Here is a 20,513-nt window from a genome sequence, read left to right on the forward strand (position 1 = left end):
GACGTTCTTCTCACTCACCCGTTCACGCTCCCACATCTCACCTTCTCTTCGTGAACGGGGGCGGAGCCACTCGCCAGACCTCCCCACGTGTCCGCCGCCGGCCGCAGATCCTCCACATCCGGCTTCACGTACCAGCGCTTCGTGGTCCGGACGTCGGCGTGACCGGCCCACCGGGCGAGGAGATGGTCCGGGACCCCGTGGTTCGCCAGGTACGTCAGGCAGCTCGCACGTGCGTCGTACAGACGAACCCGACGCAGCCCGCTGCGATCCATGACCTTGTAGGCTCGCTCACGCAGTTGCCGCCCGTTGAGCGCTCTTCCCCGAGCGTCCACGAGAACGTAGCCGCTGTCTTCGTACCCCTGCCCCGCCGCCGTCTTTTCGGCTGCCTGAGCAGCCCGGAATGCGGTCAAAGCAGCCGCAGCAGGAGCCGGTAGCGGAAGCTGCCGCTCACCGGCGAGCGACTTGGCGTCCTTCTCCACCACGATGTCGTTCCCCATGACCGTCCGGGTGTTGGTGATGGACACCGTGGCTTCGCCCAGATCGACGTCCGCCCAGCGCATGCCACAGATTTCCGCCGGCCGAAGACCCATCAGAGCCAGGAGGAACGGTGCCTGCAGGCGGTCACCTGCGATCGCGCGGACAAAGGCGCGTACCTCCGCGACGCTCCACGGCGGCACAGCCTCCCTGGCCCTGCGCTCTGCCTTCCGTGCCCTACGGGGAACGGTCACCTCACGAGCGACGTTCACCTGGAGCAAGCCTTGTGTCACTGCCCGGTCAAGCGCCTCCTTCAGCCGGGCCAGCGACATCTGGACCGAGGTCGCCCCCAGGCCGGTGCCCGGCTTCCCTCCCCGCCCACGCCCCTCCCGGAGCGCCCATTGCATCCATGTCCCGACATGGTCCTCGGTGAGGTCCTGGAGCCGGATGCGCCCGAGCCTTCCGCGGACGCGGGCCAAGGTCATGGTGTAGCTGTAGGCAGTGCTCTCTTCCAGGTCCTCGGCCTTCATGGACAGCCACTGATCCAGCCACTCGTCCACCGTGACCTGACTGAGCGGCGCACGCGCCGCCTCGTAGCGGCGATGCACGATGCTCGCGTACTCCGCCTTCGCCTCCCTCAGCGTCCCGAAGGTACGCGTCAGCTGCTTACGCTTCCCCGTGACCGGGTCGGGGCCTGCGTCGACCACGAACCGGTACCGAACCTTCCCCTTGGCGTTCGGGGCGAGCTTCTTGATCGGATAAGACAGGGCTACTCGCTTTCCTTGGAGTGTGGGAGCCCTTCTGCACAGCCTTCTGTGCGCATGTCGAAAGCCAAGACCGAGGGCTGACGAGCTGCTTCAAGGATTGCCGTGATCGCCGGTTTGGCCAACCGGCGATCATGGTCTATGTTCCGCTCGTCATCAACCAGGACCGGGCGTCAGTACCCCATGAGAGTGGGTACCCCATCGATATGCTGTGCAGGTGCGGGTCCTCCCGGCGGATCCTGCGTAGTCCGCCCGCCACCTCTGGTTTAGCTCCCGGTGCTCCGCCTCCGAGCCGACGCGGCTCGGGGCAGCCGGTGGCCCGCATGCTCAGGCGCTTGGCAGACCTCGTGGTCCCCTCATCGCGTGCCCTTGTATCCCGTTCCCCGCTGGACGACCACGGCCGGGCTTCCGCCCGTCCGCTGTGCTCGAAGTGAAGGGTGAAGGGCACGAGGTCTCCGGCCTCCCAGCGTGTCGTGGCTGGGACGGTCACATCGCTGGTGAGCGGGGACATGTCGATGGTGCTCACCGTCGCCTGACCGGGGACCACGATCTCAGCGCCGTTCCAGACGCGTGATGTGGGTCACCGCCCGGATCGCGGACGTCCGCGTTCCCGACGGGCCGACTGCCCGTAGGCTGCCCGCAGCAGCTGGTTCGCCCCGTCAGCCAGAGGGGGCGTCGCAAGAGGGAACCCGGTGGGAATCCGGGACTGCCCCGCAGCGGTGAGCGGGAACGACCGCCGTCATACGCACTGGGTTCGAGGTACCGGTCCCGGGAAGCGACGGCCAGTAGGGGTCCTCGAACGGTGAGGACGTGCCCGCGAGTCCGAAGACCTGCCAACTGCCCGCGCTCGAACCGTTCGTGCGCGGACATCCCGGTGACCTCGAGGGCGGGTCGGCGTACATACCAGGCGGACGGACCTGCCTTGTCGCGCAGCGTCGGCCACGCCCGGTGTGTCACCCCTTCGCGTTCTCGTCCCGGCCCCGGGATCTCAGGGATTCATCTCGCGAAGGAGATCTCCGTGACCACGAAGTCCGCAGCCGCGGCAGCACGGGCCACCGTGTACGGCTACCCCCGCCAGGGACGAAACCGTGAACTGAAGAAGGCCGTCGAGGGCTACTGGAAGGGCCGCGTAACCGCCGACGCCCTCCGCGCCACGGCCGCCGAACTGCGCCGTACGAACTGGCTGCGGTTGGCCGACGCGGGCATCGACGAGGTACCGACCGGCGACTTCTCGTACTACGACCACGTCCTGGACACCACGGTCATGGTCGGGGCGATCCCCGAGCGCCACCGCTCCGCCGTGACCCGCGACGCGCTGGACGGCTACTTCGCCATGGCGCGCGGTACCCAGGAGGTGGCACCGCTGGAGATGACCAAGTGGTTCGACACCAACTACCACTACCTCGTCCCGGAACTGGGCCCCGACACCGCGTTCACCGCCGACTCCGCCAAGCAGGTCGGTGAGCTGAAGGAGGCCCTCGCGCTCGGCCTGACCGCCCGGCCCGTCCTCGTGGGTCCGGTCACCTACCTTCTGCTCGCCAAGCCCGCCCCGGGCGTGCCGGCGGACTTCGACCCGCTCACCCTGCTGGACCGGCTGCTGCCCGTTTACGCCGAGGTCCTGGCCGACCTGCGGGCGGCGGGAGCGGAGTGGGTCCAGCTGGACGAGCCCGCCCTCGTCCAGGACCGCACCCCGGCCGAGCTGAACGCCGCCGAGCGCGCCTACCGTGACCTCGGCGGTCTTGCCGACCGTCCGAAGCTCCTGGTCGCCTCGTACTTCGACCGGCTCGGCGATGCGCTGCCGATGCTGGCCAAGGCCCCGGTCGACGGTCTCGCCCTGGACTTCACCGGAGCGGCGGCCGCCAACCTGGACACGCTGGCCTCCGTCGGCGGGCTGCCCGGCAAACGGCTGGTCGCCGGTGTCGTCAACGGCCGCAACGTCTGGGTCAACGACCTCGCCGCCTCCCTGTCCACGCTCGGCACGCTGCTGGGCCTGGCCGACCGCGTCGACGTGTCCGCCTCCTGCTCCCTGCTGCACGTCCCCCTGGACACCGCCGCAGAGCGGGACATCGAACCGCAGATCCTACGCTGGCTCGCCTTCGCCGAGCAGAAGACCGCCGAGGTCGTCACCCTCGCCAGGGGGCTCGCCCGGGGCACCGACGCCATCGCCGCCGACCTGGCGGCGAACCGTGCCGACCTCGCCTCTCGTGCCCACTCCCCCATCACCCGCGATCAGGCCGTCCGCGCCCGCGCCTCCGCGGTCACCGGGGCCGACGGGCGCCGTTCCCAGTCCTACTCGGAACGTGCCGCCGCCCAGCGCGCCCACCTCCGGCTGCCGCTGCTGCCGACCACGACCGTCGGCTCCTTCCCGCAGACCGGCCAACTGCGCGCCGCCCGCGCCGACCTGCGCGCCGGGCGGATCGACACGGCCGGCTACGAGGAGCGGATCAGGGCGGAGATCCAGGAGGTCATCTCCTTCCAGGAGAAGACCGGCATCGACGTCCTCGTGCACGGCGAACCCGAACGCAACGACATGGTCCAGTACTTCGCCGAACAACTCACCGGCTACCTCGCCACCCGGCACGGCTGGGTCCAGTCCTACGGCACCCGCTACGTCCGCCCGCCGATCCTGGCCGGCGACATCTCCCGCCCCGAGCCCATGACAGTGCGCTGGACCACGTACGCCCAGTCCCTCACCTCCCGCCCCGTCAAGGGCATGCTCACCGGACCGGTCACCATGCTCGCCTGGTCCTTCGTCCGTGACGACCAGCCCCTCGCCGACACCGCCCGCCAGGTCGCCCTCGCCCTGCGCGACGAGGTGAACGACCTGGAGGCCGCGGGCACGTCCGTCATCCAGGTGGACGAACCCGCCCTGCGCGAGACGCTGCCGCTGCGCGGCGCCGACCGGGCCGGGTACCTGGACTGGGCCACCGAAGCCTTCCGGCTCACCACGTCCGGCGTCCGCCCGCAGACCCAGATCCACACCCACATGTGCTACGCCGAGTTCGGCGACATCGTCCAGGCCATCGACGACCTCGACGCCGACGTCATCAGTCTGGAGGCCGCCCGCTCCCACATGCAGGTCGCCCGCGAACTCGCTGCCCACGGCTACCCCCGCGAGGCCGGACCCGGCGTGTACGACATCCACTCCCCGCGCGTCCCGAGCACCGACGAGGCCGCGGAACTCCTGCGCACCGGCCTCAGGGCCATCCCCGCCGAACGGCTCTGGGTCAACCCCGACTGCGGTCTGAAGACCCGCGCCTGGCCCGAGACCCGGGCCTCGCTCGAACACCTGGTGGCAGCCGCCCGCACCGTCCGTGACGAAATGTCCCGCTCCTGACCCCCGGCTCACCGGACCGAAGGCACCGCTTCCGGCCCGGTGAGCGGCACAGCCCGAAACGGATGTACCTCATCTCATGGCTCGGCGGGGCACACCATCGGCCAGCCCGCAGTCACTGCACCTAGGGCGTGTATCGAAAGTGCTGGTCATCGGCGTGGCACCGCCTAAAATGGCATGCGTTCTTCGTCCGGTCGTGCTGGGATCAATCCCTATGAATGATTATTTTCTCGATGAAGCCGACTTGACGGACAGGATGGAGCGGAATCTGGCGGAACACGCCTGCCATCTGCACCGGAGCATGTCCGGTGCGACCGTCACGGAGACCGATGACCTCCTGGTCGCCGACAGTGGCCTGGACGACGACACGTTCAACATCGTCGCAGCGGCCCGCTTCACCGCTGGCGACGCAGCGGCCCGTATCTCCGAGACCGTCGGGTCGCTGGCCGGCACCGGCCGCGGCTTCTCCTGGTGGGTGGGACCTGCCTCGACACCGACAGACGTCACCACCCGTCTGACCGCGGCCGGTCTGCCGGTGTCCGAGCGTGAGACGGCGATGTGGGCCGAGCTGGACGACACCCCGCCGATTCCCTCTGTCCCGGGTCTGGACATCCGAACGGTGACCACGCCCGAGCAGCTCGCCGACTACGCCACGGTCCTCGCCGCGAACTGGAATCCACCCGCCGAAACCGTCCGTGACTTCTTCGCCCGGGCTGCCTCCCAGGCGCTGGCCGCGACCTGCCCGGCCCGGTACCTGGTGGGCTACGTGGAGAACCGTCCGGTCTGCTCCGCCGAGGTGTTCCACCACGCGGGAGTCGCCGGCATCTACAACATCTCCACCCTGGCCGCCCAGCGCCGGCGCGGCTACGGCGGAGCCATCACGCTCGCGGCCCTTCACGCTGCCCGCGAGCGAGACCACCACATCGCGGTCCTGCAGGCGTCTGCCCACGGCGAGCCTGTGTACCGCCGCCTGGGGTTCCGCGCCTGCGGCCAGTTCGTCGAACACGCCATCAACACTTGAACCTCCACGACTCCACGGACATCCGTCCGTCGCCCCTGATTGAGCTGGTCACAGCCATTCATTGATGGCCGCTACGAGGACATTGGCCTCGTAGCGGCCCGCGAGCTTGTCGTATCTCGTGGCCACAGCCCGGTTCCTTTTGAGGCGGTTGATGCCGCACTCGACGGCATGCCGAGCCTTGTAGTCCTCGGCGTTGAACCCGGGCGGCCGGCCACCGAGGGAACCGAGCTTCTTGCGGTTGCGTGCCTGGTCGGCCTTGTCCGGAATGGTGCAGCGGATGCCGCGACGGCGCAGGTAGCCGCGGTTCTTGCGGGAGGCGTACGCCTTGTCCGCACGGACCCGGTTGGGGCGGACACGCGGCCGACCCGGCCCGAGGCGGGGCACGCGGACCTTCTTCAGCACGGGCTCGAACTGCGGCGAGTCGCCGCGCTGCCCTGCCGTGATCACGATGGACATGGGCTTTTGGCCCTGCTCGACCGCCAGGTGCAGCTTGGTGGTGAACCCGCCCCGCGAGCGTCCCAGCCCGTGATCACCAGGCTCGGTGAACATGCCGCCCGGCGGTTCTTTCTGTAGTTCACCCTGCCGACGAGCTCCGGCCGCATGCTGATGGGCACGGCACACCGTGGAGTCGACGTTCAGGTCCCACGTGACCGCGCCCTTCGCATCAGCCAGGGACTGAAGCCGGGTGAGGATCTGGTGCCAGGTGCCGTTCCGCTGCCATCGGCGAAACAGATCGTAGACCCGGCTCCACGGTCCGTACTCGACAGGGACGTCCCGCCACGGAACACCCGTGCGGACCCGGAACCGTATGCCGTCAATCAGCCGCCGCCGAGGCCAGATGGGTGGCCGCCCCGCCTTGACACCCTGCGGCAATAGCGGCTCCAGCACTGCCCACTGCTCGTCCGTGAGATCCCCCCGATCCATGGGACGTGATCATTCACAGTCCAAGATCCACTTTCGATACACGGCCTAGGGCGTGTATCGAAAGTGGGAGTTGGGTGCCGGCATGCGCTACGGGCCGATGCTCAGCGAGGTCCGAGTCCCGTTCCGCCATCGAGGAGTTCGCGGACGATGTCCAGATGGCCGGCGTGTCGTGCGGTCTCTTCGACAACATGCAGGATGATCCCGCGCAGGTCGGCGAGTTCGTCCCCCAGGGGCTCGGGGTGACGACCCCGCGGGAGTGCAGACAGCGGGGTGAGCGCGATCACGGCGTCGGAACGGCGGCACTGGTCGTTGTAGAAGGCGAACACCACCTCCGGCGTTCGCGGTGTTGTCAGCGGGGCATGGTCATCCGGCCACGGCAATGGCTCGGCCGCTCCGGCGACGATCTCCTGGAACCAGTGCCTCTCCGCGTGACCCAGATGTTCTATGAGCCCGAGGGGCGTCCAGCCGGAGGGCAGGACCGACGTTGTCAATGCCTCTGTGTCAAGCCCGTCGACAATGGCCAGGACGCTGGCTCGCTGCGCCGCGAGGAACGCCGACAGCGTCTTCTTCTCCTTGCTCTCTGTGTTCATGCGCGCATGGTGCCAGGAGCCACCGACAAGCGCGGCAGCAATCTGCTTCCTTGCCTGACGGCCGCGGGTCACAACCACTCGTTGACGGCAGCGACGAGGACGGTCGCCTCGTAGCGGGTGGCCGACTGCGCGCTGTCTCTTGAGGCGGTTGATCCCGCACTCGACCGCATGATGCTGGCGGTAGTCCGATGGGTCGAAATCTGGTGGCCGACCGCCCCGAGAGCCGAGGTTCCGGCGGCTGTGCGCCTGATCGACTCTGTCCGGGATCGTGCACCGGATACCGTGGCGGCGCAGGTAGGCCCGGTTGGGGCGGGAGGCGTACGCCTTGTCCGCGCGGACACGATCAGGGCGAACCCGCGGTCGGCCCGGCCCAGTGCGGGGAACGCGAACCTTCGCGAGTACGGGTTCGAATTGCGGTGCGTCTCCACGTTCCTGCCGTCACCACGATCGACAAGGGCTTCTGGCCCCGCTCGATGGCCAGGTGCAGCTTGGTGGTGAACCCGCCACGTGAACGCCCCAGCCCGTGATCACGAGGCTCGATGAGCACACCGCTCCCGACGGCCACAGCAACGGCCACAAGCGGTAGGGACCCCGAGGACCGCAATCCGATGTCCACCCCCGGACCGGCCCGACCGACGCGTGGCGAGCGGTCGGGGTCGGAGACCGGTCCCGGCATCAGGTGACGACGCCGGGGTCTGGCGCGCCGGACCGCACGGTAGACAGCACACGTCTTGCAGGGCGCGGGCGCACACCCGTCAGCAGACCAGCGCAGACGTCAGTCGGCCGCGGGTACCGAACTCCTCACCGGCCGGTGGCCTTCCGGGCCCGCGGCACGGACCAGGTTGCCTGCCTGCTCCCGATGCTCGTGCACGAGGTGGATCGCCATGGCCCCCTCACCGGTCGCCGCGGCCACCCGCTTGACTGAACCGCTTCTGACATCACCGGCGGCGAAGACGCCGGGAAGGGTGGTCTCCAACAGCAGCGGACCACGGCCGAGCGGGGCCCACCGAGCCGGGTCGGCCAACGGCTGGGCTTCGGCACCGGTGAGGACGAAGCCCTTCTCGTCGAGGGCCAGAACGTCCCTGAGCCATTCCGTGTGGGGCCGAGCCCCGATGAACACGAAGAGCGCTGCGGCACGCAACTCGCTGCGCCGGCCACTCGTGTTGTCCTCCACCAGCAGCACTTCCAGCTTTTCCGCCCCGAAGACGCGCCGGACTTCGGTGTGCAGCAGTACCTCGATCTTCGGGTGCCGTTCGACTTGGTCGACCAGGTAGCGCGACATGTCCGCGTTGAGGTCACCGCCCCGGACGAGGAGCTGGACCGTGGACGCGTGGTTCGCGAGGAACAGTGCCGCTTGTCCGGCGGAGTTCCCGCCACCGACCACGGCGACCGGATCAGCCTGGCAGAGGCTGGCTTCGTGGACGGTCGCCGCGTAGTAGACGCTGATGCCCTCCAGACGGTCGATGCCGGGCACTTCGAGCCTGCGGTACCGCACGCCCGAAGCGAGGACCACGGCGCCAGTCCGGGCCCGCGACCCGTCGGCGAAGCTGACGACGTACTCGTCGTCCTGAGGAGTAAGCCCGGTGACCTTGGCGGGCACCATGAGGCGGGCGTCGAACTTGCGGGCCTGGAGCACAGCGCGTTCGATGAGCTCGCCCCCGGAGACGCCCGACGGGAAGCCGAGGTAGTTCTCGATGCGGGACGAGGTGCCCGCCTGACCGCCGGTGGCCACAGCGTCGATGACCGCCGTGGTGAGGCCGTCGGAGGCGCCGTACACGGCGGCGGCGAGTCCCGCGGGACCCGCACCGACCACCATCACGTCGTACCGCCCGGCCTCCGGCGAGGGGGCGGGCAGCCCGATGATCCGGGCGAGTTCGGCGTTACTCGGGTTTCGCAGCACATGGTCGCCCTTCCAGAGGACCACCGGAGTCTCCTCCGGACGGACCCCGAACCGGCGCAGCAGGGCCTCCGCCTCCTTGTCCTTCTCCAGATCCATCCAGCGGTGCGGCAGCCTGTTGCGGGCGGCGAACTCACGCAGCCGCAACGTGTCCGGTGAATAGCACGATCCCAGGATCCGGAAGCCCGCGCCGAGGCCGATGAGCAGGTATCTGCGATTCAGGTATGCGCGGAGGATCAGGTCACCGAGGACGGGGTCGCGGCTGACCAAGTCACGTTGCTGGTCCACCGGTACGGCCAGGATCTCGCCCGGTTCACGCACCACGGCGGTGTCGAAGGCCGCCTGGCCCTCCAGCAACCCGAGTTCGCCCAGGAATCTGCCGGGTCCGTGTACCGCCACCGTCCGCTCCTCGGGGCCGCCGAGGTCATGGAGGATCTCGACGGTCCCGCCGAGGATCGCGAGGAACTCCCGGAACGGCTCTCCCTCGCGGTACAGCACCTCGTTCGCGGTGGTTCTGCGGCGTTCACCGTGCGCGGCCAGAGTCCGGAGTTGCTCGGGCGAGAGGCGCGGGAACGCCCCGTACTGGTCCGGTGTCTCTCGGGGCCCATCATGCCCGTACTCGGCGCTGCTCATCAGACCATGGCCTCGTGTACGTAGCACCAGCGCCAGTTCTCCCCCGGCTCGAAGGACTGCACCACGGGGTGACCGACGCCGGCCGCGTGGCGGCTGGCGTGCTTGAGGGGCGAGGAGTCGCAGCAGCCGACGTGCCCGCAGGTGAGGCAGAGCCGGAGGTGCACCCACGGGGAGTGGGACCTGAGGCACTCCTCGCATCCCTCCGGGGTGCGCGGACTCACGGGACGCACCATCGCCAGGTGCGGGTCGGGGATCGTAGCCATGATGGCGTGCTCCTTATTGAACAGAGGCTGTCCAGCTGGTGTGCGCGGCGGCGTGCCCGTGCGCCGAACGTCTACGGCAGTACGGAGGCCAGTGACTTCGGCAGTCCGGATTTGAGGTGGTTCCACTCGCCTTCGCTCACGTGGCGTTCCAGAACCTCCAGGACGGTGTGCACGACTCGTTCGACGCCACCGTCGACCGCGTAGGGAAAGTCGTCCCGGACGCGCTGGAGGAAATCCTCGCCGCTGAGTTTCACCGGTGTCTCGGCCGGCTTCCAGCCGTCGTAGTAGACGCCTCGGATCAAAGTGGGCAGCTGTGCCCCGAAGTGCGCGGCCCCGTCGACGGAGAGACGGTCCCGTAGCCGGTGCAGGACGGCGCGCAGTGCGGCGTACGACTGCTTACGGCGTTCTTTGGGCCAGCCGTTGGCTTCCTCGATCTCCCTGAGGAGCCGGTTCGCCTTGTCCACCATGGTGTCGAAAGAGGAGAATCCTGTTTCGGTCATGACCGTGCTCCTTTCGCTCCCGGCGGTCCGGCGGGGCCGGACCGCGGTCCCGCACCGCCGGGCTCCCGGGTCAACGATCGGCGCTTTCGCCGCTCTCGGTGATTTGGATGTGACGGGGCTTGGCGACCTCCGCCTTGGGGACGGTGACCGTGAGCACACCGGCCGACATCTCCGCTGTGACCTTTTCGGTGTTCACCTCGCCCGGCAGCCGCAGCCGGTACTCGTAGGCACCGGTTCGGCGGGCGCGGCGGCGCAGGACGCCTGTGCGCTCCTTTTCCTTGATCTCTCCGGTGACCACCAGTTCCTGTCCGTTGGCCTCGACGTGGATGTCCTTGCTCTTGACGCCAGGAAGTTCGATCTCGACCTCGAAGGCGTCATCGGTCTCGGTGACGTCCGCGAGGGGGGTCCAGGCGGCTGCGGGCGCGGCGGCCCCGCCCACCGTCGATTCGAGCAGTCCGCTCATCTGGTTGAGCAGCTCGTCGAATTCCGTCAGGGGATTGCGGGCCCATCCGAGAGGCCGCTCCGCTGCCGCGCCACCGCGGTGGCTGCGTACGGGCATGTTCATCATCGATCACCTCCGCTTTCTCGTCGGTCCGGTCGGCCCGCCATGGCCTGTTCGACCCAATCCCGCAGGACGTGCGCGGGTGCCGCGCCGGCCTGCCGGGCGACCGTCTCACCCCGGTCCAGGACAAGCAGTGTGGGCACCGCCTGCACCTCGAACCGTTGGCTGAGAAGTGGGTTCTTGTCGACGTCGACCTTGGCGAGCTTGATCCGTCCGGCAAGGTCGCGAGCTACTTGTTCAAGGGCCGGGCTGACCATGCGGCAGGGACCGCACCAGGTTGCCCAGAGATCGACGACGACGGGCACCGTGGCCTGCTCGACGACCTCGCGGAAGTCGCCGTCGCCCGCGTCGACGATCCAGGGCAGGTACTGCTTGCAGTGGCCGCACCTGGGGCGTCCCTCGGCGGTCACGGGAACCCGGTTCCCGCGCTCGCAGTGCGGGCAGGTCACCGTCGTCGTCCGGCTGGTGTTCACGCGGCCCTCGCTTCCCGGGCGGCGGCCTCCCGCTGGTCGTAGGTGACCACCAGCTCTCCGTTTTCGCTGTCCACGCGGACCGTCGCGCCGTCCTGGACGTCGCCGCGCAGAAGGGCGCGCCCGACCAGTGTCTCCACCTCGTGGGAGATGTACCGCCGTAGTGGGCGCGCCCCGTACACCGGGTCGTAGCCCTGATGGGCGATCGCCTCGCGCGCGCGATCGGTGAGTTCGACGTCGATGCGGCGTTCGGCGAGCCGCTGCCGCAGCTCGTCGAACTGCAGCTCCACGATCCGCTCGATCTGGCGCTCGCCGAGCGGCTTGAACAGCACGATGTCGTCGACGCGGTTGAGGAACTCCGGGCGGAAGTGCCCGCGTAGTTCACCCATGACCAGGGCGCGGGCGTCCGGCTTGATCTCCCCGTCGGCGGTGACGCCGTCGAGGAGGTGCTCGGAGCCGATGTTGGACGTCATGATGATCACGGTGTTGCGGAAGTCGACGGTACGGCCCTGGGCATCGGTGATGCGGCCGTCGTCGAGGACCTGCAGCAGCGTGTTGAAGACATCGGTGTGCGCCTTCTCGATCTCGTCGAACAGCACAACGGAGTACGGCTTGCGGCGTACGGCCTCGGTGAGCTGGCCGCCCTCCTCGTAGCCGACGTATCCGGGCGGTGCGCCCATGAGCCGGCTGACGGTGTGCCGTTCCTGGTACTCGCTCATGTCGAGGCGGACCATGTTCTCCTCGGAGTCGAAGAGGGCCCGGGCGAGGGTCTTGGCCAGCTCGGTCTTCCCCACGCCGGTGGGGCCGAGAAAGACGAACGATCCGATGGGGCGGCGCGGGTCGCGGATGCCGGAACGGGCGCGGATGATGGCGTCGGCGACGAGCTTGACGGCTTCGTCCTGGCCGATGACGCGCTCGCGCAGGATCTCGTCGAGACGCAGCAGTTTCTCCCGCTCCCCCTCCTGGAGGCGGGTGACGGGGATGCCGGTCCAAGCGGCGACGATCTCGGCGATCTCCTCCTCGGTGACGACCTCCCGCAGGAGCCGGTTCTGGCCCTGCTTGGAAGCCAGCTGCTCCTCTTCGGCGGCGAGTCGGCGCTCCAGGTCCTGAAGGCGGCCGTAGCGGAGCTCGGCGGCGCGGTTGAGGTCGTAGGCGCGCTCGGCCTCCTCCGCCTCGTGGCGGACCTGCTCCAGTTCCTGGCGCAGTTCCTGCACACGGCGGATCGCCTGCCGTTCGGCCTCCCACTGGGCGTGCTTGGCGTCGGCCTCGCCCCGCAGGTCGGCCAGCTCCCTGCGCAGTTCCTCCAGGCGGGCTTCGCTGGCGGGGTCGGTCTCCTTCGAGAGGGCGGCCTCCTCGATCTCCAGGCGGGTGACGCGGCGGGTGATCTCGTCGAGTTCGGCGGGCATCGAGTCGATCTCGGTGCGCAGCCGGGCGCACGCCTCGTCGACGAGGTCGATGGCCTTGTCGGGCAGGAACCGGTCGGTGATGTAGCGGTGGCTCAGGGTGGCCGCGGAGACCAGCGCGGTGTCCTGGATCTTGACGCCGTGGAACACCTCCAGGCGTTCCCGCAGTCCGCGCAGGATGGAGATGGTGTCCTCGACGCTGGGTTCGTCCACCAGCACCTGCTGGAAGCGGCGTTCGAGGGCGGCGTCCTTCTCGATGTGCTGGCGGTACTCGTCGAGAGTGGTCGCGCCGATCATGTGCAGTTCGCCGCGGGCGAGCATCGGCTTGAGCATGTTGCCCGCGTCCATGGCCCCGTCGGCGGCGCCCGCGCCGACGACGGTGTGCAGTTCGTCGACGAAGAGGAGGATGCCTCCCTGGGCGGCCTTGACCTCGCTGAGCACCGCCTTGAGGCGTTCCTCGAACTCGCCGCGGTACTTGGCGCCGGCGACCAGGGAACCCATGTCGAGGGCGAACACGATCTTGTCGCGGAGCCCTTCGGGCACGTCACCGCGCACGATGCGCTGGGCGAGCCCTTCGACGATGGCGGTCTTGCCGACGCCGGGGTCGCCGATCAGGACGGGATTGTTCTTGGACTTGCGGCTGAGTATCTGGGTGACGCGGCGGATCTCGGAGTCGCGGCCGATGACCGGGTCGAGCCTGCCGTCCCTGGCCTCGGCCACGAGATCGCGGCCGTACTTCTCCAGGGCTTCGTAGGCCACCTCCGGGTTGGCGGAGGTGACGCGCTGGTTGCCACGCACCTGGGTGAGCGCGCCCAGGAACGAGTCCGTCGTGACGCCGGCCCGGCCGAGCAGTCGTCCGGCGGCGGTCGAGGAGCCCTCCCCGGCCAGGGCGAGCAGGAGGTGCTCCACGGACACGTACTCGTCCTTGAGGCGCTTGGCCTCCTGTTCGGCGGTGTCGAGCAGGCCGGCGAGGCGCTGAGTGACGAAGACCTGGCCGGGTGCCGCGCCGGGACCGGTGACCCGCGGGCGGCGGGAGAGCTCCTCACGCACGGACGCGCGCAGTTCCTTCGGCTCGGCGCCCGCCTGCTGCAGCAACCGCGGGATCAGTCCGTCCTCCTGGTCGAGAAGCGCGAGCAGCAGGTGTTCCCCGTCGACCTCGGTCTGTCCCATGCGGGCGGCCGCGGTCTGGGCTTCCTGGAGCGCTTCCTGGGATTTCTGGGTGAGACGGTTCATGTCCATGGGGGTGTGTCACTCCTCATGCCGCGGAGGCGCAGGGCGGACTCGAGCAGACTGATGCGGTCGAGCAGGTCGAGCACCAGGCCGATGGCCGCGTAGTTGAGGCAGAGCCCGGCGCGAAGCCGCTGGATGCGGGCGAGTACCGCCGGGGCCGTGGGGTCGAACACCAGGTGCCCCGCGGCGTCGCGTTCGGCGTCGACCAGCCCCAGGGCGACGAACCGGCGGACGAGGTCGGGGTGGAGGCCCGAGCGGCGGGCCACGGTGTCCAGGGAGAGCCTCGGTGTGGGCACGAGCGCGAACCGGACGGCCGTGGAGGCGGTCACGTCGGCGTGCGTCCGTACCGGGCGGTCGCCCAGCCCGGTACGGACGGGGCCTGCCGCTCTCTCGGGTCGATCTTTCATCGTGTCCTCCTGGGGTCGAAGGAAGAGGTGGCGGCGAGCTCCTCGAACAGTTCCCGCTCCCGGTCGCCGAGGGTGGGCGGCACCATGACACGGAGTTCGGCGTACAGGTCGCCACTGGCGCCGCGCGGATTGGGCATGCCCTCACCGCGCAGTCGCAGCCGTCGGCCGCTGGACGAGCCCGCGGGCACCGTGACCTTGGCCGTGCCGCCACCGGGGGTGGGCACCGGCACGGTCGCGCCCAGGGCCGCCTCCCAGGGAGTGACCGGGAGTTGCACGTACACGTCGCGGCCTTCCAGCCGGAACCGGGGATGGGGCTGGACACGCACCCTCAGGTACAGGTCACCACCAGGGGCGTCGCCACTGCCTCGGCCGCCCTCGCCCGCCAGCCGGATGCGCTGCCCGTCGGTGACGCCCGGCGGCACGTCGACGTCGTACCGCCGCGGTTGTCCTGCGGGGCCGGCGAGCGTGACGGTGCGGCGGCCGCCCTTGTACGCCTCCTCGACGGTGAGCGGCAGCTCGGCCTCCTGGTCGGCGCCCGGTACACCGCCGGGGGCCGCGCCCGCTCCGAAGAGCGAGCCCAGCAGGTCCTCGATGTCGACGCCCTCTCCCGCGAAGTCGTCGCCGAAGCCGGAGGCGTACCGGACGCGGGGGCCACCCGTGCCCGCGGTCCTCCCTGTGCGGAACCCGCCACCCGCTCCGGCCGCGACCCTTTCGTCGAAGTCCTCGGGGATCTTGCGGAAATCCTCGCCGAAGCGGTCGTATCGGGCCCGGGTCTTCGGATCCGAGAGAACGCTGTACGCCTCGTTGAGGTCCTTGAAGCGTTCCTCCGCCCCCGGATCCTTGTTGACATCGGGGTGGTACCGGCGGGCGAGCTTGCGGTACGCCTGCTGGATCTCGTCCTGGCTCGCGGTCCGCGACACGCCCAGCACCTCGTAGAAGTCCCGTGCCATGGCCGGTCACTCCCGCTTCGCGACAGTCACGGCGGCGGCCCTGAGCTGCCGTTCACCGTCCCCGTAGCCCGGGCGCAGTACCTCGACGACGGTGCCCGGCGGGGCGTCGGGGTCCTGGACGACCCCGACCACCTCGTGCCGGGCCGGGTCGAACGCGACGCCGGTCTCCGCGTGTCGCGGGTAGCCCAGCAGTTCGAGGACGTTCACCGCCTGGTCCCTGACCGCCCGGATGCCCTCCACGATCGCGCCGGGGGCGGCGTCGGCGTGGTTCAGGGCGAGTTCCAGATTGTCGATGACGGGGAGGAAAGCCGCTGCGGTGCGGGACCGTTCCGCGGCCCGTTCCCGTTCCAGCTCCCTGGCGTGACGCTTGCGGAGGTTGTCGAGGTCGGCGAGCGCGCGCCGCCAGCGGTCTTCGAGTTCCTGGACCGCGGTCGCGTATTCGTCGTCGGCGGGCTCGGGGCGGACGGCGTCGGGTTCCGGTTCGTCGTGGGCCGCTTCCGGTCCAGACGGTGGCGGGTCCGGTCGCGGCACAGTCCCCTGAGGCGAACGTTCGGCTTCCGGCACCGGCTCGGCCGGGTCCGACGCGGCGTGGTCGGGTTCCTTCGGGTGGGTGGGCATGGCGTGCCTCAGTCCTTGTCGAACTCGGCGTCGATGACGTCGTCGTCACCGCCACCGGCAGCGCCACCGTCCGCGGTGTCCTGGCCGGACCCGCCTGCGGCGGTGGCGCTCTGCTGTGCAGCCGCCAGCCCGGCCAGCACCTGCTGGAGCTCGGAGGTCAGCGGCCGTACGCGCTCCACGCCCGCCTCTTCCTTGACCGCCGCCCGGGCGTCGGACACGAGCATCTCGGCGCGTGCCTTCTCGTGCGCCGGGGCGGCGTCGCCCAGCTCGGCGAGGCGCTTCTCGACCTGGTAGGCGGCGGCGTCGAGCTCGTTGCGGGCGTCGACCGCCTCGCGGAGTGCCTGGTCCTCGCCCTGGTTGCGCTCGGCCTCCTGGACCATCCGTTCGACCTCACCGCGGTCCAGGTTGGAACTCTCACTGATGGTGATGCCCTGTTCCTTGCCGGTGTCCCGGTCGCGGGCCTTGACCTCGAGGATGCCGTTGGCGTCGATGTCGAAGGTGACCTCGATCTGCGGTTCGCCCCGCGGTGCCTGCCGGATGTCGGTGAGCTGGAACCGGCCCAGCACGCGGTTGTCGGCGGCCCGCTCTCGCTCGCCCTGGAGGACCACCACGTCGACGGCCGGCTGGTTGTCCTCGGCGGTGGAGAAGGTTTCGCTGCGGCGTACCGGGATGGTGGTGTTCCGTTCGATGATCTTCGTCATCACGCCGCCACGCGTCTCCACCCCGAGCGACAGGGGCGTGACGTCGAGCAGCAGGACGTCCTTGACCTCGCCCTTGAGCACCCCGGCCTGGATCGCGGCGCCCAGGGCCACGACCTCGTCGGGGTTCACGCTCATGTTGGGGTCCTTGCCGCCGGTCAGCCGGCGCACCAGCGACTGGACGGCGGGGATACGGGTGGAGCCGCCGACGAGGATGACCTCGTCGATGTCGCTCTCGCCGACCTTGGCGTCAGCCATGGCCTGCTGGACGGGCCCCAGGCACCGCTCCACCAGGTCGCTGGTGATCTGCTCGAACGTGGAGCGCATCACCGAGTCGGTGAGGTGCTTGGGGCCTGAGGCGTCGGCGGTGATGAACGGCAGGCTGACCTGCGTCTGCGTCACCGAACTCAGCTCGGTCTTGGCCTTCTCCGCCGCTTCGAACAGCCGCTGCAGCGCCTGCGGGTCGTTGCGCAGGTCGACGCCGTTCTCCTTCTGGAAGTCGTCCGCGAGGTGATCCACCAGACGACGGTCGAAGTCGTCACCGCCCAGGTGGCTGTCGCCGGCGGTGGACCGTACCTCCACCACGCCGTCGCCGACGTCGAGGATGCTCACGTCGAAGGTGCCGCCGCCCAGGTCGAAGACCAGCACCGTCTCGTGCTGCTTCTTGTCCATGCCGTACGCGAGGGCGGCCGCCGTCGGTTCGTTGATGATCCGCAGCACCTCCAGTCCCGCGATCCGTCCGGCGTCCTTGGTGGCGGTGCGCTGCGCGTCGTTGAAGTAGGCGGGCACCGTGATGACCGCCTCGGTCACCCGCTCGCCCAGCTGCTTGGAAGCGTCGTCGGCGAGTTTGCGCAGCACCTGCGCGCTGATCTCCTCGGGCGCGTACAGCTTGTCGCCCACCTTGAAGCGGGCCGCCCCGCCGTCGCCCTCGACGACGTCGTACGCCACCGCTCTGGCCTCGTCGGAGATCTCGTCGAAGTGCCGGCCGATGAACCTCTTGGCCGAGTAGATGGTGCCTTTGGGGTTGAGGATCGCCTGGCGACGGGCCAGCTGACCCACCAGGCGCTCACCGGTGTCGGTGAAGGCCACCACGGATGGTGTGGTGCGGTTGCCCTCGTTGTTGGGCACGACGGACGGTTCGCCGCCCTCCCACACGGCGATCACCGAGTTGGTGGTGCCCAGATCGATGCCCACTGCCTTGGCCATGAGGATCTCCTCCTGCTGCGGCGGCCTGCGCCGACTCTCCGGATCGCGCTCGTTCAGTTACGACCGGAACCTCCTGGCGTGCTCCCCAGTGCGGCGACCAGCCGTTCGGCCTCGTCGGCGACCGCCTCGTCCACGACCACCTCGTACCGGCTCGGCTGCATCGAGCGGAAAGAGGCGAAATCCCGGCGACCGGCCTGCAGGGAGTGCATCAGCAGGCCGAACAGGGCGCCGACGACTGCTCCGAAGATCAACCCGTACAGGGCGAGGAGCAGTGCGGAGACCACGGGGTCGAGCCAGTTCACGAGGCCGAACAGCCAGCCGATCAGAGCGCCGGGAAGCGCACCGCTCGCCGCTCCTTGAAGGGCGGATCCGCCGAAGCCCAACCGGCCCGTCACCTGCTCGACCAGGCGGATGTCCTGCCCGATGATCGCCACTCTGTCGACAGGAAACCCCTGGTCGGAGAGATGGTCAACGGCGCGTTCCGCTTCCCGGTACGTCTCGTAGGAGGCAATCGGCCTGCGGTGCTCCTCGGTCATCGCCCAGCTCTTCCTGCCGGTGTGCACGGAGGTTCTCGGACACGCCCCAGGGTGGTGGGACGAGAGGGAGCACGCCTGCGCCTGGCGAGTCGAGATTGCCCGCGTCCGTTCGCCCCGCGGGCACCAGACGGTGCAAGTCGGGCATCTCGAATGAGTCGGCTTGTGAACGGGTACCCGACAGGTCGCCCATCCAGGGCTCGGGCGAACGGAGCCATCCCATGGCCGGCAGCGGCGCGCACGACCCGTACCCCCGTGGCCCCGACCGGGAGAACGATCTCCCACGGGGCAGTGCTGAGCGCGCTCCTGCGGGCGCCCCGGCGGGGCCGCGCCGCTCCTCGACCGGCCAGGCCGCCGGTGACCTCAACGACCTGACGAGGCTCTCCCACACCCTGCTCGGCACCCTGGACGCAGCCGAGATCCTGCGACTGGCCATGGCCCATGTAGAGGCCGCGGGGCCGTACAGCGCCGAAGCCGGATTCGTCGAAATGGACGGTGACATGGTCCCGGCTCCCGCGAACGGACGGATTCACGCCGCGGCCATGGAGCGGAGGGTGCGGGAGCTGACCGGTCAGGACGGCCCGGTATCCGTACCCGGCAGGTCCTGGGGCCGCGCCTTCGGGCTGCGCGGACTGCAGAGACTCCACGGCTACCTCGTGGTGACGTCGGACTCCGAGCCCACGGAGGCGGAACGATTCCTGCTCGCCACGCTCGTCCGGCACACCGCCGCCGCTCTGTCGCTCGCCGTCGCACACCGCCACCAGCGTGAGTACGCGGTGGAGCTCCACCGAGTGAGGGAGGAACGCACCGTCCTTCAGCGACAGCTCATCTCGGTCGTGGCCGAGCAGGGGTACCAGCGAGCCGTTCACACGCTCATCACCGACGTCGCCGCCACGGGCGGCGGCGAGGAAGTGGTCACGCGTGCACTCCACGGCCTCACCGGACTCCCCGCGCTGGTCGAGGACCGCTTCGGTCGACTGAGGTCCTGGAGTGGCCCCGGTCGGCCCGACCCCTATCCGGAACCGGACCCCGTGCGTCAGGACGAGATGCTGCACGCCGTCGCACGGGAGGCCGGGCCGGTGCGGATAAAGGACCGGCTGATCACTCTGGTCCGCCCGCACGGTGAGGTCCTGGGTGTGCTCGCCCTGATCGATGCGGGGGGCAAGGCAGACGAGCACACCGTGCACGCGCTGGAACACGCCGCCACGTCGCTCGCCCCGGAGCTGGCGCACCTGCGCGAGCTTGCCGAAGTCGAGCTGAGACTGCACCGCGAACTGGCCGACGACCTCCTGGCAGGGACGGACACGGCGAGCGCCTACGTCCGATCCGAGGCGATCGGCCACGACCTGCGTCGCAGCCACTACATCGTCGTGGTGCAGTGGTCGAACCGCACCGCGGATGACTCCTTCGCCGAGACCGTGGGCCGGGCGGCCACCGCCCTGGGCATGCGCTCGCTGCTGACCCGGCGCTCCGATCACGTGGTCCTGGTCACCGACGCCAGGCCGCGCGCCCGCGCGCTGTACGAGGCGCTCGCCCTGGAGACGGGGACACGGTCCGGGGCCATCGGGGTGAGTGCCCCGTGCGACTCCCCCAAGGACATTCCTCGGCGCTATCAGGAGGCGCAGCGTGCCCTGGAGGTGCGCCGCCACTCCCGCGATGGTTACGGCACGACGTTCTTCGACGAGCTCGGCCTCTACCGCATCCTCGGCCCCGGCAACGACTACCGGCAGTTGGAGGCGTTCGTCCACGAGTGGATCGGGCAGCTCATCGACTACGACTCCCGGCACCACGCGACCATGGTGGACACCCTGACCCGGTACTTCGACTGCGGCGGCAACTACGACGAGACCGCCGCGTCCCTCGCGATCCACCGAAGCACGCTGCGCTACCGGCTCCAGCGAATCCGCGACATCAGCGGCAACGACCTCGCGAACGTCGAGGACCGGCTCAACCTCCAGGTGGCGACCCGCGTGTGGAAGATCGTGCTGGGCGGATCCGGCTGACTCGGGAGACGCTGCCCTCCTCGACGCCGAAAG

General features: G+C 69.6%; 17 protein-coding genes, 1 pseudogene and 1 riboswitch. Of the genes and pseudogenes, 3 read left to right on the top strand and 15 right to left on the bottom strand.

Features of this window, described 5'->3' with window-relative positions; translation table 11 throughout:
* Nucleotides 1-14: 14 nt before the first annotated feature.
* Nucleotides 15-1,181, bottom strand: coding sequence for a site-specific integrase (locus tag R2E43_RS06460; protein ID WP_332055994.1), 1,167 nt, complete (start codon nt 1,179-1,181; stop codon nt 15-17).
* Between the two features lie 700 nt (nt 1,182-1,881).
* Nucleotides 1,882-2,078, top strand: a riboswitch (cobalamin riboswitch).
* Between the two features lie 178 nt (nt 2,079-2,256).
* On the opposite strand from R2E43_RS06460, the gene metE reads away from it, so the two are divergent.
* Both metE and R2E43_RS06475 read left to right on the top strand, forming a co-directional pair.
* A complete protein-coding gene (metE, locus tag R2E43_RS06470) occupies nt 2,257-4,575 on the top strand; it encodes a 5-methyltetrahydropteroyltriglutamate--homocysteine S-methyltransferase (RefSeq protein ID WP_332055995.1) in 2,319 nt (772 codons plus the stop codon).
* Nucleotides 4,576-4,828: 253 nt separating this feature from the next.
* A complete protein-coding gene (locus tag R2E43_RS06475) occupies nt 4,829-5,593 on the top strand; it encodes a GNAT family N-acetyltransferase (RefSeq protein WP_332057107.1) in 765 nt (254 codons plus the stop codon).
* A 48-nt stretch (nt 5,594-5,641) separates the two neighbouring features.
* Here the strand turns inward: R2E43_RS06475 and R2E43_RS06480 are convergent, their stop codons facing one another.
* From R2E43_RS06480 to R2E43_RS06540, 14 genes and pseudogenes are all read right to left on the bottom strand, one after another.
* Nucleotides 5,642-6,517, bottom strand: a complete 876-nt coding sequence (locus R2E43_RS06480; protein ID WP_332055996.1) for an IS5 family transposase — start codon at nt 6,515-6,517, stop codon at nt 5,642-5,644.
* Nucleotides 6,518-6,618: 101 nt separating this feature from the next.
* Nucleotides 6,619-7,107, bottom strand: coding sequence for a DinB family protein (locus R2E43_RS06485; protein ID WP_332055997.1), 489 nt, complete (start codon nt 7,105-7,107; stop codon nt 6,619-6,621).
* A gap of 68 nt (nt 7,108-7,175) precedes the next feature.
* A pseudogene (locus R2E43_RS39105) lies at nt 7,176-7,657 on the bottom strand (transposase); the annotation flags it as partial.
* Nucleotides 7,658-7,882: 225 nt separating this feature from the next.
* A complete protein-coding gene (locus tag R2E43_RS06490; protein ID WP_189284680.1) occupies nt 7,883-9,637 on the bottom strand; it encodes an FAD-dependent oxidoreductase in 1,755 nt (584 codons plus the stop codon).
* On the bottom strand, nt 9,637-9,900 hold the full coding sequence (locus R2E43_RS06495) for a UBP-type zinc finger domain-containing protein (RefSeq protein ID WP_064728400.1): 264 nt from the start codon (nt 9,898-9,900) through the stop codon (nt 9,637-9,639). The genes R2E43_RS06490 and R2E43_RS06495 overlap by 1 nt, the downstream gene beginning before the upstream one ends.
* Nucleotides 9,901-9,971: 71 nt before the next feature.
* Nucleotides 9,972-10,400 (bottom strand): DUF2267 domain-containing protein, encoded by a 429-nt coding sequence (locus tag R2E43_RS06500; protein WP_064728399.1) that lies wholly within the window; start codon nt 10,398-10,400, stop codon nt 9,972-9,974.
* 70 nt (nt 10,401-10,470) lie between these two features.
* Nucleotides 10,471-10,965, bottom strand: a complete 495-nt coding sequence (locus tag R2E43_RS06505) for an Hsp20/alpha crystallin family protein (RefSeq protein WP_332057108.1) — start codon at nt 10,963-10,965, stop codon at nt 10,471-10,473.
* The gene (gene trxA, locus R2E43_RS06510) at nt 10,965-11,435 is read right to left on the bottom strand and encodes a thioredoxin (protein ID WP_332055998.1); all 471 of its coding nucleotides are present in this window, start codon (nt 11,433-11,435) and stop codon (nt 10,965-10,967) included. Before trxA ends, R2E43_RS06505 begins: the two co-directional genes overlap by 1 nt.
* Nucleotides 11,432-14,074 (bottom strand): ATP-dependent chaperone ClpB, encoded by a 2,643-nt coding sequence (gene clpB / locus R2E43_RS06515; protein ID WP_332055999.1) that lies wholly within the window; start codon nt 14,072-14,074, stop codon nt 11,432-11,434. Before clpB ends, trxA begins: the two co-directional genes overlap by 4 nt.
* A complete protein-coding gene (locus R2E43_RS06520; protein WP_332056000.1) occupies nt 14,065-14,472 on the bottom strand; it encodes a chaperone modulator CbpM in 408 nt (135 codons plus the stop codon). Before R2E43_RS06520 ends, clpB begins: the two co-directional genes overlap by 10 nt.
* Entirely contained in the window at nt 14,469-15,422 is a 954-nt protein-coding gene (locus R2E43_RS06525) for a DnaJ C-terminal domain-containing protein (protein ID WP_167792853.1), read from the bottom strand. Before R2E43_RS06525 ends, R2E43_RS06520 begins: the two co-directional genes overlap by 4 nt.
* Before the next feature lie 6 nt (nt 15,423-15,428).
* Nucleotides 15,429-16,040: a nucleotide exchange factor GrpE gene (locus R2E43_RS06530; protein ID WP_189284685.1), complete on the bottom strand. Its 612-nt coding sequence runs from the start codon at nt 16,038-16,040 to the stop codon at nt 15,429-15,431.
* An 8-nt stretch (nt 16,041-16,048) separates the two neighbouring features.
* A complete protein-coding gene (gene dnaK / locus R2E43_RS06535) occupies nt 16,049-17,944 on the bottom strand; it encodes a molecular chaperone DnaK (RefSeq protein ID WP_189284686.1) in 1,896 nt (631 codons plus the stop codon).
* 53 nt (nt 17,945-17,997) lie between these two features.
* Complete coding sequence (locus tag R2E43_RS06540) at nt 17,998-18,480, bottom strand: general stress protein (protein ID WP_189284687.1); 483 nt, start codon at nt 18,478-18,480, stop codon at nt 17,998-18,000.
* Nucleotides 18,481-18,698: 218 nt separating this feature from the next.
* On the opposite strand from R2E43_RS06540, the gene R2E43_RS06545 reads away from it, so the two are divergent.
* Nucleotides 18,699-20,480: a helix-turn-helix domain-containing protein gene (locus R2E43_RS06545; RefSeq protein ID WP_332056001.1), complete on the top strand. Its 1,782-nt coding sequence runs from the start codon at nt 18,699-18,701 to the stop codon at nt 20,478-20,480.
* The last annotated feature ends 33 nt before the right edge of the window (nt 20,481-20,513 follow it).

This window comes from Streptomyces violaceoruber (genome assembly GCF_033406955.1).
In the GTDB taxonomy this organism is placed as follows: Bacteria; Actinomycetota; Actinomycetes; order Streptomycetales; family Streptomycetaceae; genus Streptomyces; species Streptomyces violaceoruber.